We start from the raw sequence: 13,341 nt of genomic DNA on the forward strand, positions 1-13,341 counted from the left end.
AAGAAGTGTAGTTAACTACGTATTCTTAATCAGCAATTCCCGAAGAATCTTAAAGGAAAATTAAAGATATTTCTCTATAGACAACGAATAATGCGAGGGAAGAAACCACTACACATAGGTAGCCACTCGTGGAAAAGCAGAACACCATATCCAAATGACGGAAGGTGCCCTTCCTGAGCTTCTAAACTAAAGGTAAAGTTATCGTATCTTAACCATTCATTATTCCTTCGCCAGCCTACGTAGTTGCCACACTCATAAAAAGTTGTGCTATCTAACCTATCTAACTTGCCAGGGTAACCGCGAATACCACGCCAGATTCGCTGCTGAACACTTAAGCCAAACTTACTATCACTGTACTCTACCCATAGTTGGTCAATCTTGCGAAGAACAGTACAGGGAAAGTTCGATAATTCCTGCGCCCTCATCCAACCCTCGTTCTGACGATCAACTGCTTGAAGCATCATTTGGTAGGTTTCACGATCCGCTTCTTTCCACTGATTAGCTCTCAGCAAGCCCTCCAGTTTAGCGTAATCGACAATTGGATCTGTTGAAGAAAGTTTATCTACAAAAGGTGGTTGAGTTTCAATAGTTGCAATACCAAGCAATTCTCTAAACTCGCGCACTGTCTGTGGTCTATCTTGCGGTTCCAACGCCATACCTTTGACAATAGCATCATTTACCCTGTCACTAATCCGGAAGTTATGTTGCTTTGGCGGTGGTAAAGGTATGCCAGTTTTCCTAAAATCAGCAGGTAAAGGAACTTCCGCAGTCAGTAATGTATACAGCGTTGCGGCTAAGGCATAAACATCAGTATAAGTATCAAATTTACCTCGTCTTTGATACTGTTCAATGGGTGCATAACCTGCCGTCTTGGCATTAGTCATGCTTCCTGTTATTCCAACGGCAAATTCGCGTGCCAAACCGAAATCAATCAGTACAGCTTCTTGTGTACCACGGCGCAGCATAATATTATGTGGCTTGACATCCCGATGTAAAAGTTCTTGTTGGTGGACAGATTCCAGGGCTTTCCCTACCTGGTCAATGTAGCGTAATGCCTCAGACTCTGGCAATGCCCCACGATCCTCAACATAAACCCATAAATCTTGCCCGTCAATATACTCCATCACCATGCCCCACAGTTCAGCCTCCTTAATCATTTCGTAGATTTTGACGATATGAGGATGGCTACACCCTCGTAACCGCAACCCCTCATTGACAAACTTTACTTGTTGTTTATCAAAGTCTGCTTGACCTTGTTGCTTTTGGTTTAGGGTTTTAATAACAACTAATTTACCGATGGGGGATTGAATGGCACTATAGGTGACACCAAAGCCTCCACCTCCAAGGACTTTTTGAATAATGAATCTTCCGTTTTGAAGTGGTTGACCTGGTGTCCAAAGTTGCATTGGGATTGGCTACTCCCTAGTTTGAGATCACTAGAAGCATTTTACTTGTTTGGCTGCACCTTGTGAGATGATGTGCAGGGCATACAAAGCGATAATCGAAATCTGAATGCACAGATTGGGAAATTTGAACAATTCAGTTGCGATTCACACTCGGTGGACAGTCATATCAAATCCGTTGATATCGGAATTATTCCTCTTTCCTCTCTCTCTGTGTCACGCCAGGTGCATTAAAATCTTCGCCCCTCTTCTATCATGGAGCGGATTGACGTTTTATCCAATGCCACTTCTTGCCGCAATTGTTCCATAAGAGCGATGCTCCTTTGGAGCCGCTTCGCTAACGCATTACTTATCGATTTTTTCGTCGTCGGCTTTCCCCAAGCGTTATATCGCGCTTGGGGTTTCTCTAATGCTGCAACTTCTGCATCGGGTAACGGCTGTACAACTATCACCACCTCAACAGAGATATCTTTAAAATCAGTGGGTGTCTGGATTTGCAACATACCATCAGCCCCAATATGCGCTCGTAATTTCATCGTTTCCATATCAGCCCACCTGACTCATCCTCAACATTGCTCCGCCGTGTCTTAATACTAAGTTAGGAAACGACGCTGTGCAAAATCTATCCACAATCGCTGCTTGCGGCACTGGGCGATCGCGCGATAGCTTCTCTACGAGACGCTGCGCGAACACTGCTGCGCTCCTTTGCAGATCGCGTTAGTTTTGGTCAAAATTGAGAAAGCAGGACAGCAGTTAACGGAGACAAAAACATGAGCGTAACTATTCCCCTACATGCCATAGAACTCGCTCCCGGTAGCCAGATTGCCATTCATAACCTGTCCTGGCAAGACTTTGAGCGACTTCTCGAAGACTTGGGAGAAAAACGCAACACCCGCATTGCTTACTACCGAGGAACCCTAGAAATAATGTCCCCGTTAGCATTACATGAGCGTCCCCACCGCATCATTGCTTACATCATCACCACAATTCTGGAGGAACAAGGACGCAACTGGGAAGACTTCGGCTCGACTACTTTTAAACGTCCAGACATTGCTGGGGTTGAACCAGATACCTGCTTTTATATTCAAAATGCCAGCCAGGTAAAAGGATGTACCCAAATGGATTTAACCGTATATCCTCCCTGTGACCTTGCCGTTGAATCTGATGTTACCTCAAAAACAACCCTCAACGCCTACATATCCCTGAGAGTTCCGGAGGTGTGGATTTACAGCAACCATCAACTAACCGTTTATATTCTCCAAGCTGACGGCTACGTAGAATCTCTCCTCAGTCCCACCTTTCCTAATTTACCCGTAACTGAACTTATTCCCCGACTGGTGCAAAAAGCAATTGATGACGGAACCAGTCAAATGCTGCGAGAACTGAGAGCTTTGCTACGGGAATAAAAGCTTTTTGAATGCGTGAATGCGTGAATGTTAGCGTAGCTGAGATCTTGCACCATTCTCAATAACCGTAGGGTGGGCACTGCTGTCAACGTAAAAATAAGGTTTTGAGCAACTCTAGGCAGTGCCCACCTTACAAAAATTGCAATAACGCAACTGGTGCAAGATGTGAGGTAGCGTGCCGTAGGCAGCGAATTCCAAGGCAGCGGTACTAGACAGATACTGTCGTCTCAAAGTTCTTTTTAGCATCTTGGCGTGAGATAATCATCCTATTTTCATTTCATGCGGCGAAATAAAACGCACGACTTCCACCAGCCAATGAAAAGATCCAAGAAACTTTGGTTTCATAAAGCATTCAAGATTACCGTGATTGTACTACTAGTGCTGGGGCTATCGCTAGTGGGGCTTGTCACCTATGCTGTGAGGCAATCATTTCCAGTAGAAACTGGCACGGTTCAAATACCAGGGTTGAAGGCTGAGGTAAAAGTCGAGCGTAATGACTGGGGAATTCCCCACATTTACGCTGCCAACTCCCATGATTTATTTATGGCGCAAGGTTATGTCCACGCGCAAGACCGTTTCTGGCAAATGGACTTTCACATGGGGCAAGGTGATGGCTTATGATCTTGGCAAAAACCTTGATAGTGAAATTGAACGTAGTATCTTGCTCAAAACCCTGACTCCTGCTCAGGTAGAAGAACTATTTCCACCTTACCCTGAAAACCTACCAGTGATTTTGCCACAGTTCCAAGTGGGTAAAGCAGTGAGTACAGCAGATGTTTTCTCCCCAGTGAGTGGTGTAAATAATATCATCTCTGCCTTAGAGTCAATAACCAAACCGATGACTGCTTTAGAACAATTGCTAGGTTCTACTACTGGAGTCGGTATTGGTTCAAATAGCTGGGTAATATCAGGTCAGCAGACGACGACAGGTAAACCCATTTTGGCAAATGATCCTCACTTGGCTGTACAAATGCCTTCTATCTGGTATGAAGTTGGTCTGCATTGTACACCAAAAAGTGCAGATTGTCCATACAATGTGACTGGGTTTTCGTTTGCTGGAATGCTGGGTGTGATTGTCGGTCATAGCGAGCGCATTGCCTGGGGTGTCACCAATGTCCTCTCAGAATAATTTCAAAAGTGAGTATGAATAGCCTCAGTTGTTCTAACCCTTACGGGTTCGCCAGTCGCTTCAAGTCGGGGAACCCGCCCAACGCGCTGGCGAACCATAAAACGTTCAATCCCACACACCTGTTTAATGGCTCTGTGGTAACATTCAATTCCCCAATGGATTGAATGTAATGCCTTAAATTCCACTCGATTAATTGCAATTAGTGCATCTTCATCCGGTAAAAATATGATGTAGTATCTTTTTTCTTCGTTTTTGTTCGCGTAAGCGCAAGCGCACGCCCAGAGGGCGAACGCGCAGCGTGTCGCTTTGCGACTCAGCGTCTCCCCTTGGGAGAAGTTTTTCCGAAATACTTTCACTTTGCCGAAACTTTTTAGATGAACTATTAAACCAACACCTGTGTATTTCTAGATTTTGGATTTGGGTATAATCTCGACCATTGATTGAACAGGAACGATTCTTGGCTACCCCCACCAAAAACCCTAATTCTTTGTTTTTCAGGAATTTTAGGTTTTCTTTACTGGCATACCAAGCATCTGTAGTCACGGTCTTCGGTTTTAATCCCCAATCCAGTACTTCAGCAATCATTTCTCTTAAATAATCGTTTTTTGTCTTACCTTCCTGTTTTTTATATATGCGATAATTGATGGGTACAGATTTACCCGACAAATCAGTGTAATACAAGGTAATTAACTGAATCCCTTTAACTACACGATGATGTTTACCCGACCAAAAATAAGCAAAAAATTGCTGTTAATAGCGGGTCACTATAAGGTTTATCAATAACTGTATCGTCGTAACTTATGTACCACCCGTTAAATTGATGTGTGGACTTACCTCCAGAAATAAATCTTTTGGTTCATAACGTTCTCTCAACAAAAATCTATTGACGCTATCGTGAGATGTTTCTCCTAAAATCTCAGCAAGATCGTGTACAACCTGGATACTTTGATTCTGCAAGCAAGAACAGAGTGTAAGTGTCCAAGTCGCATATGTAAGTTGATACTTTAGTAGTCGCTCTAATAGCCCTAACCCTACATCATCAAGACAATATAGGTATTATCCGTCTTTCAATGTCCCTGTTAATTAGCGTTCGCGCAGCGTGCGCCTTCGCGCACTCGCCTTGTTACTTTCCTCATTCACGCATCTGCACTTCTTGCCTATTTTGTCAATGCGTAAGTCCTAATTTAATTAAGTTGAACTACTTACCAGCATTGACCAATTTGCGGTCACTTTAATATAGCTGACATCTTTTTTCTTTTCAGTAACGTTTCACTTAGACTCGCGTGTTACTTATTATTAATAATTCTCTAAGTGCTATTTCCTGATTACTGGTTTTTTAGTGTAAACTCCAGTTAGTAAAAAAGTAATCTTTCTAGCTTTTGATAATGACACTTCCATCACCAAATAAAGTCGATGAATTATTTTCCGAATGGGATAAACCAGACTCTCCTGGTTTTGCTTTAGCCATCATTAAAGATGGTGAGACTATTTATAAGCGCGGCTATGGTATGGCTGACTTAGAACACAACGTAACGATTTCTCCAAATTCGGTCTTTGATATTGCCTCAACCTCCAAGCAGTTTACAGCGATGTGCATTGCTTTACTTGCAAGAAAGGGGGAACTTTCTTTAGATGACGAGATCCAAATCTACATTTCAGAGATACCCAGATATGAGTATCCCATTACTGTGCGGCATCTTATTCACCACACAAGCGGCATTCGTGATTTCCTAAACCTCATGGAATTGGCAGGAATGCGACTTGAGAATGACTATCCTGAGAACGAAATCATTGCTTTAATAGCTCGTCAACAAGAATTGAACTTCAAGCCAGGAGAGGAGCATTTGTACAGCAACTCAGGATATTTTCTTTTGGCAGAAATCGTCAAACGTGTCTCTGGAAAATCTCTGGCGGTTTTTGCTGATCAGCATATTTTCAGTCCCCTGGGAATGAAAGCAACTCACTTTCACGATGATTTCACAAGGATTGTCCAGAATAGAGCGATTGGCTACTCTGTGAGGGAAGAGGGTAGTTTTCAGATTGATACGACTATTTTTGATGTCGTGGGTGACGGTGGTATCTATACTACGGTTGAAGACCTATGTATCTGGGATGAGAATTTTTACCAAAACAAATTAGGAGGATATGGGCAAGACTTGATCGAAGAAATCATTACACCTGGAATATTGAATAGCGGCGAAGTGATAGATTATGCCTTTGGTTTAGACAGAGGGCATTACCGAGGATTAGAAACCATCAGTCACGGTGGCGCATGGATGGGTTACAGATCGCAAATGCTGCGATTCCCCAAACAGAGATTCTCTGTAATTTGCTTGTCAAATTTGGGCAGCGCTAAACCGGCAGAACTTGCCAAAAAAGTTGCAGATATCTACTTAGTTGATGACTTTACTGAAGAATCTGTCAGCCGTCAAACCCAAATAATAGAAATTCCATCGATTGATTTAGAGAGGAAGACTGGCTTTTATCAAAACCCAAAAACAGGAACCGTTTGGGAGTTATTGGTAAAGGATGGAAAATTAATCGTGCAAGCTGCTGGAATGGGCTTGATCCTTGCTCCTGTAAGTTCAAGTCATTTTGTAATAATGGATATTCCTTTTATATCTGTTGAATTTGAAGAATCAGGTTTACATAAACCCTCTTATTTTTACTATGTAAAGGTCAAAACACGGGACGTTTTCCAACGGCTAGAATTTGCTCCTCCTAATTCTGAACAGTTGGTGGATTTTACAGGAGAGTATTATTCCCAAGAGTTAGATGCAACATACAGAATCAGTATCGAAGACGGAGAGTTGCTGCTAAATCGAAGAAATTCTCTTCGAGAAACCCTCAAGCCAATTAACAAAGATTTGCTGAAAGGTACAGACCTCACTTTGCAGTTTGTTCGTGATGACTTTCATCAAGTTACTAAATTCAGTTTGCGGGTAGAAGGTGGACGTGTCAGAAACATTCAATTTGTGAAATAAAGTCAAGTTTAAATAACTAATACCACTCTTTATCTACTGTTTCAAAATAATATTCCTAGAACGTTTCAATTGTTCCAGTAACGCTGCAATGACTGTTAGTACGTTGGAACAGTAGTTGTTAAAGACATATCAGGAACACTGGAACAGTTGGAACAGACTGTAACCGTTCACGGGGGGTAGAACATTCGTCTAATTTCTAAAACCCTTGCTAAGCAAGGGTTTCGGGATATTTATCGTAGGCGCTAATAGTGCCGAAAATGTCTAAACGACAATTTACCGACCAATGTAGGACTTTTGACTACTCAAAATTAGCCGTAAAAAATCAATTCAAGACTGGTTTTCGTACTGATTCCGTGTGATTTCATATGGGACATTTTTTTGCCCCCCCGTGAACGGTTACGAACAGACAATTAATTTTTATTAAATAAAAAATACCCTTCTGCCTCATTACCACCCAATTTTTCACTTAAAACTAATTGTGTTAAACCCTGTCTTAGTGCTGCTGATGCTGGCGATTTAGTGTTCCATTCTCTTTGCCAAGAACGGTGTTTTCTAATTGCATCGAACGAAACTGGAGGATTTTCAAATTTAGCAATTATTTCAACAATTTGACTCAAAAAAGTCTCGTCAATTTCTTCAACTATTTCTACACCAAATACTTCTAATTTCAGCAATGCTTCTCACTTATTAATATAGGACTTACGCATTGACAGAAAAGCCAAAATAACAGGTATAGTTTTCAAGGCTTGTAGCTAGATTTTTCAATCATATTTTGGCGCGACATCCAAAAGCCTGAAACAACGTATTTACGTTAATACACAAGATAGTTCTTTTGTACAGTGCGTAAGTCCTAAAAGGGTACTAACGAACTCTGCTGCTACACTGAAGCTGATTCCAGCTAATTCCTAATTAATCCTGGTCCGATTGAATTAACTTCTGCTTCCTTGAAGTCGCTTTTAGACATTTTACCTATTCGGAGCAGCTGGGACTTGCGGTATCTATCTCTATGATAGAAAACCGTTGAGCAATTTTACTCCAAAACACAAAGACGCAAAGTCTTTGTGAGTCCCTTTGCGTCTGATGCGCCGAATTTATTTTATCTACCCATACCTCAAACCATCTCTGAAGGTGTTTCCATCATTGGCTGAGGCTGGGGTTGGAACATGAACAAGGAGTATACCACATCTCGGCGAATATTGGTCATCATATCCAAGAATAATTCGTACCCTTCGCTCTTGTACTCAATCAGCGGATCTTTTTGACCATAACCCCGCAGTCCTACGGATTCCCGCAGAGCATCCATTTGTTGCAGGTGTTCCCGCCACAGGGTGTCAATCCGCTGTAAAATAAAGAATCGTTCGGCTTGCCGCATTAATCCTGGTCGAATTTGGTCAACTTCTGCTTCCTTGAGATCGTAAGTTTTTCGCACCTCTTCGTGCAGGAAGGCTTTGATTTCGCCCATTGCCATATCTTCTAATTGATTGGGTTGCAAGTCCGCTAGCAGATAGACAAATTCTTTGACTTTTTCAACCAACTTGTCCAATTCCCATTCTTCTGAGGGTAAGTCTGGGTTGATGTAGAAATCCACGATGTCATCCATCGTTTTTTCGGCGTACTTGACGACCTGTTCTTTGAGGTCTTGCCCTTCTAGCACCCGACGGCGTTCGGCGTAGATGGCACGGCGCTGGTTGTTCATCACCTCGTCGTACTCAAAAACCTGCTTACGGATATCGTAGTAGTAGGTTTCGACTTTTTTCTGAGCGCCTTCCAAACTGCGGGTGAGCATTCCAGATTCGATGGGCATATCCTCTTCGACTTGGAAAGCATTCATCAGGCGTGCGACGCGATCGCCACCAAAAATCCGCAGCAGATTATCCTCCAAGCTGAGGAAAAATCTTGTTGAACCGGGGTCACCTTGTCGTCCTGCACGTCCTCGCAACTGGTTGTCGATCCGTCGCGACTCGTGACGTTCAGTCCCGATCACGTGCAACCCACCCAGTTCTACCACTTCATCGTGTTCACGGTTGGTGAACTCTTCGTATTGGCGCCTAATGCGGTTGTATGCTTCCCGCATCTTCTGAATCACAGGGTCATCCGTGGGAGCTTTTTCTGCTGCCACAGCGACTTTCTCTTCTGCTTCCAGTTCCGGTAAGCTGCGATCGCCATACTCCCGTACAGCTGCTTCCACTGATTCTTTGAGGAGTTTCTCTATTTCTTTAGAAAGCAGAGTGGGGAAAACCTGTGGTGAAGCCTTCCAAGTTTTGACTTTCTTACCTGGGACAAAACCTTGCCCTCCGCCACTTGCTGAGGACGGTAAACCAACGGCTTTGTGAATGTTAAACATATCTTCATCTTCCGGTTTGACTATCCGGGGCATGAAGTATTCCCGCATCTTCAGACGCGCCATATACTCGGCATTACCACCTAAGATAATGTCAGTACCTCTTCCAGCCATGTTTGTCGCAATTGTCACCCCTCCTCTTCGTCCTGCTTGTGCGACAATTTCTGCTTCGCGTTCAACGTTCTCTGGTCTAGCGTTCAGCAGTTCGTGGGGAATTGACATTTGTCTTAACAACTGGCTGAGATATTCCGATTTTTCGACGCTAGTTGTTCCCACCAGGACTGGTCTGCCGAGTGTGTGCATTTCGGCACATTCTTTGGCGATCGCCCCCCACTTGCCTGCTTCGGTCTTAAAGACCATATCAGAAAGGTCTTGGCGTCTTCTCGGTCTGTTGGTGGGAATAATCGTGACTTCCAGTTTGTAAATTTTTTCAAACTCGGCTTCTTCTGTCTTCGCTGTTCCGGTCATACCACCGAGTTTTGGATAAAGCAAGAACAGGTTTTGGTAGGTAATTGTTGCGAGAGTTTGAGTTTCAGGTTGAATTTCTACCCGTTCTTTTGCTTCAATTGCCTGGTGCAGTCCATCACTCCAACGTCGTCCTGGTAAGACTCTACCCGTAAATTCGTCTACGATGACAACTTCTTCGTTGCGGACAATATAGTTGACGTCCTTAAGAAACAGTTCTTTCGCCTTAATCGCGTTGAAAGCGAAGTGTGCCCAAGGATCTTCAGGGTCGAATAAATCTTTTACTCCTAAAAGTTCTTCTGCTTGAGCAAAACCTTCATCGGTGAGCAGAACGTTACGAGCTTTTTCATCTACTTCATAATGTTCTTCTTTTTGCAGCGCTATTGCAATTTCAGCTGCTTTTAAGTATTTTTCTGTAGGTCTTTCTACCTGCCCAGAAATAATTAGTGGAGTCCGCGCCTCATCAACTAAGATAGAATCTACCTCGTCAATCACACAGTAATTGAATGGGCGCTGCACAACATCTTTGATGTCTGTCGCCATGTTATCGCGCAGGTAATCAAACCCTATCTCACTGTTAGTAACATAAGTTATATCACACTCGTAATTTTTCTTGCGCTCAGATGGCGTCATGCTTTGCTGAATCAGCCCCACGCTTAATCCCAAGAAACGATGCAGCTGTCCCATCCATTCTGCGTCCCGACGAGCCAGGTAATCGTTTACAGTGATGACGTGTACACCTTTTCCACTCAGGGCATTCAAATAACTTGGCAAGGTAGCAACCAAAGTTTTGCCCTCACCAGTTTTCATTTCGGCAATTTGCCCTTTATGCAGGATAGCACCGCCTAAAAGTTGAACATCAAAGTGCCGCAACCCTAAAACTCGTTGTCCTGCTTCCCGCACAACTGCAAAAGCTTCTGGCAAAATATCATCCAGAGTTTCGCCTTTCTTCAGACGCTGTTTCAACTCTGCCGTTTTGCCCTTTAGCTCTTCGTCTGAAAGCGCTTTTATGTCTTCCTCTAGAAGATTAGTTTCTGTAATGAAAGGTTGATATTTCTTAAGTTTACGAGCGTTGGGGTCGCCCAACAAAGTCTTTAGCATGGCAGATTATACAAAATCAAGGGGATGGGGATAAATAATGATTGGGACTGATTATAAACTCCTAACCCAACGGATCCGGGTGTGGTTTTGGATGGGTTGTACATGAGAATTTGGTAAAAAACACGCGCTTATAAACACCCAATCAGTTTGCTATTAGGTTTGGTTTTATTTTTCAGCTTAAATTTAAACTGTTTTTATAGTATCATTTCACCTCCAGATGAGGCAGATAAGCCCGACCAAGCAGAGGTCGTGATTGCCCCAAGGGAGGGATGGGGAGCAGGGAGCGCTTAGCAGGGAGCGCTTAGCAGGGAGCAGGGAATAAAATAGAAGGGGGATAGTGTTTCTTAAGGGGGGTTGCTAGCGCTCTTAACCACGAGTTTAAAGTTCACTGGGAGTTATCCCACTCCGGAGTCAAACGACGAAAGTTAAAGTCCTTAGCGCTGGGATGACAGGTGACACAGCTGCCAATTTGCACGGGGTTAGGTAGCTTGACTCTAGGATGCAAAGCTTTGAAATACCGGGAGCTATTGATGCGATATGGTGTTTGCTCATCTTGGAGTTGAACACGGGAAAAAGTTGCAAGATACTTCCATACTAAAGCACGTGGCGGATCGACCAAAAGCTTTAACTGTGCGCCGTAATGTTGTGTATCTTCCAAAAGATTTTTCCAAGTTTGGGTAGGCAAAACAGCTGGTGGTATGGCTATGTGACAAGTGGAGCAGTTTTCTATGTATAATTGTTGTCCTAGTTGATATTGTGCTGGTACGATATCAACAGTACCTACCTCTGAGGTAGGAGTAGCACCATTGGCATGAGTTGCCAAAGCTAACAACCATCCCATAGCTAGACTCCAAGCCAAAATGACCAAAAGCAAACCGATGGGCTTTTGCTTTTGTTTTCGCTTACGTGATTGGCGCTTAACAATATTTGACATTCGTCACACTCACAAACTTTGGATATCGGCGCTTGTTGCACATCTTATGACATAGATAGCCAAGTATGTGTTTCAAAATGTTTGTCCACAAGCTTTAGCTTACTTGCGTTTGGTGGTCAGAATCGTAGTAAACATCATCAGGAAGCCACCTAAGATAATAGCGATCGCCAATCCTGCTGTAATTAAGTCCAGTGTATTGTTATCCATATTTACAAAACAGACAGTGAACAGTTATCAGTTATCAGTTATCAGTTATCAAGATTTCAAGCACTGATCACTGATAACTGATGACTCATTTAAAAATCTACCCCTTGTTTAAGTTCTACACCATGATTGGCATAGTGCTTGTGGCAGTATACTTCAGAGTGAACGCTAGCTAAGTCGAAGTATGCTGGTTGATTTTGGCAGCGACCTGTGATAATGATTTCGGTATCGCGGGGTTTACGAAGTAGAGCTTGAACAATCGGTTCAATCGGTAGGAGTTCCAAATCGACTGTCGGATTAAGCTCATCGAGAATAATCGTTTTGTACAATCCGGAGGCGATCGCAGTTTTAGCAATTTCCCAACCGCGTTCTGCTTCCACGTAGTCCAGTTCTTGACGGGAGTTGCGCCAGACAATCGCATCTCGTCCACAGCGTTGATGATCCACTACCTCTGGATAGGACTGCTGTAAAGCAGCTATGGCGGCATCTTCAGTATAACCCGTCCCACCTTTTAGCCATTGCATAATTAATACCCGAGTAGAACCTGGATGATTAATTCCTCTACCTATTGCTTTTAAGGCTTTGCCCAAGGCACTTGTTGATTTACCTTTGCCTGATCCAGTATAAATTTCAACACCCTGTATTCCATGTATTTTTGCGGTTGGGTGGACATGGGGTTTCATTTCTGAGTGTAAATCCGCAATATCGAGTAATTTTTGCGGTGCTGCACGCCCAGTAGCAATGATTTCTAATTCCTGTGTTTTAGATTTTAGTGTCCGTACCACTTCATCTACTCCAAGCAAACCTAAATCTAGGACGGGGTTAATTTCATCCAATACGACAACTGAATATAAACCGCTTGCGATCGCACCTTTAGCCACATCCCAACCCCTCGCCGCTTCGGCCCTGTCATAAGGCGTAATTTCTTCTGGTCCAAAGTATTCTGCTCTACCAGTACGAACTTGGTCAATCAGATGGGGAAAACCTCGTTGCAAGGCTGCTATAGCGCCATCCTCATCGTAATCCCGTTCTGGTCCTTTTAAAAACTGCAATAGCAAAACACGGTTACAATTATTGGGAGTATTTATCCCCAACCCTATAGAGCGCAACACGACTCCTAAAGCTGCTTGTGACTTGCCTTTACCTGCACCATCATAAACGTGAATTTGACCAGTAAGCCGTGAGGGGCGCAATTGCGCCGTACGAATACCAATGCTGTTCCTTGTCATCTTTTGAAAGCTTTAACGTCCGAGTCTTTGATCTTACCCAGGTTTGATCAGATTTCGTGCATCCAAGCCAATGCAGGGAGTTCGATTGAAGCAAACATGGCGTTGTGGGGTGTAAGGACTCTTCACACCTCACGCTCTATAAGGT

Annotated in this window: 11 protein-coding genes and 1 pseudogene; 4 read left to right on the plus strand and 8 right to left on the minus strand. The window is 43.4% G+C overall.

Annotation, left to right across the window (positions count from 1 at the left end; translation table 11 throughout):
• Positions 1 to 74 precede the first annotated feature (74 nt).
• The 3 genes from AC5590_RS11905 to AC5590_RS11915 form a co-directional block, all read right to left on the minus strand.
• A complete protein-coding gene (locus AC5590_RS11905) occupies positions 75 to 1,406 on the minus strand; it encodes a serine/threonine-protein kinase (RefSeq protein ID WP_169263994.1) in 1,332 nt (443 codons plus the stop codon).
• A gap of 227 nt (positions 1,407 to 1,633) precedes the next feature.
• Positions 1,634 to 1,948, minus strand: a complete 315-nt coding sequence (locus AC5590_RS11910) for a hypothetical protein (protein WP_169263995.1) — start codon at positions 1,946 to 1,948, stop codon at positions 1,634 to 1,636.
• A 1-nt stretch (position 1,949) separates the two neighbouring features.
• Positions 1,950 to 2,096 (minus strand): hypothetical protein, encoded by a 147-nt coding sequence (locus tag AC5590_RS11915; RefSeq protein ID WP_169263996.1) that lies wholly within the window; start codon positions 2,094 to 2,096, stop codon positions 1,950 to 1,952.
• 77 nt (positions 2,097 to 2,173) lie between these two features.
• Between AC5590_RS11915 and AC5590_RS11920 the strand changes: the two genes are divergently transcribed.
• The 3 genes from AC5590_RS11920 (at position 2,174) to AC5590_RS11930 (ending at position 3,938) form a co-directional block, all read left to right on the plus strand.
• Positions 2,174 to 2,809, plus strand: coding sequence for a Uma2 family endonuclease (locus tag AC5590_RS11920; RefSeq protein ID WP_169263997.1), 636 nt, complete (start codon positions 2,174 to 2,176; stop codon positions 2,807 to 2,809).
• A 315-nt stretch (positions 2,810 to 3,124) separates the two neighbouring features.
• Entirely contained in the window at positions 3,125 to 3,430 is a 306-nt protein-coding gene (locus AC5590_RS11925; protein WP_246162579.1) for a penicillin acylase family protein, read from the plus strand.
• Positions 3,420 to 3,938 (plus strand): penicillin acylase family protein, encoded by a 519-nt coding sequence (locus tag AC5590_RS11930; protein WP_248277180.1) that lies wholly within the window; start codon positions 3,420 to 3,422, stop codon positions 3,936 to 3,938. Before AC5590_RS11925 ends, AC5590_RS11930 begins: the two co-directional genes overlap by 11 nt.
• A 5-nt stretch (positions 3,939 to 3,943) precedes the next feature.
• Here AC5590_RS11930 and AC5590_RS11935 read toward each other — a convergent pair.
• Positions 3,944 to 4,959 (minus strand): annotated as a pseudogene (locus AC5590_RS11935) (IS701 family transposase); the annotation flags it as partial.
• A 364-nt stretch (positions 4,960 to 5,323) separates the two neighbouring features.
• Between AC5590_RS11935 and AC5590_RS11940 the strand changes: the two are divergent.
• A complete protein-coding gene (locus AC5590_RS11940) occupies positions 5,324 to 6,922 on the plus strand; it encodes a serine hydrolase domain-containing protein (protein WP_169263998.1) in 1,599 nt (532 codons plus the stop codon).
• A gap of 410 nt (positions 6,923 to 7,332) precedes the next feature.
• Here the strand turns inward: AC5590_RS11940 and AC5590_RS11945 are convergent, their stop codons facing one another.
• The 4 genes from AC5590_RS11945 to AC5590_RS11960 all read right to left on the minus strand — a co-directional run bounded on the left by AC5590_RS11945 (position 7,333) and on the right by AC5590_RS11960 (position 13,196).
• Positions 7,333 to 7,596 carry a hypothetical protein gene (locus tag AC5590_RS11945; protein ID WP_169263999.1) on the minus strand — a complete coding sequence of 88 codons (264 nt, stop codon included), beginning with the start codon at positions 7,594 to 7,596 and terminating at the stop codon, positions 7,333 to 7,335.
• A gap of 437 nt (positions 7,597 to 8,033) precedes the next feature.
• Entirely contained in the window at positions 8,034 to 10,829 is a 2,796-nt protein-coding gene (gene secA, locus AC5590_RS11950; protein WP_169264000.1) for a preprotein translocase subunit SecA, read from the minus strand.
• Between the two features lie 385 nt (positions 10,830 to 11,214).
• Positions 11,215 to 11,763 carry a cytochrome C gene (locus AC5590_RS11955; protein WP_169264001.1) on the minus strand — a complete coding sequence of 183 codons (549 nt, stop codon included), beginning with the start codon at positions 11,761 to 11,763 and terminating at the stop codon, positions 11,215 to 11,217.
• Positions 11,764 to 12,059: 296 nt separating this feature from the next.
• Positions 12,060 to 13,196 carry a cob(I)yrinic acid a,c-diamide adenosyltransferase gene (locus tag AC5590_RS11960; RefSeq protein ID WP_169264002.1) on the minus strand — a complete coding sequence of 379 codons (1,137 nt, stop codon included), beginning with the start codon at positions 13,194 to 13,196 and terminating at the stop codon, positions 12,060 to 12,062.
• Positions 13,197 to 13,341: the final 145 nt, after the last annotated feature.

The organism is Brasilonema octagenarum UFV-OR1 (assembly GCF_963888615.1).
GTDB classification, from domain to species: Bacteria; Cyanobacteriota; Cyanobacteriia; order Cyanobacteriales; family Nostocaceae; genus Brasilonema; species Brasilonema sennae.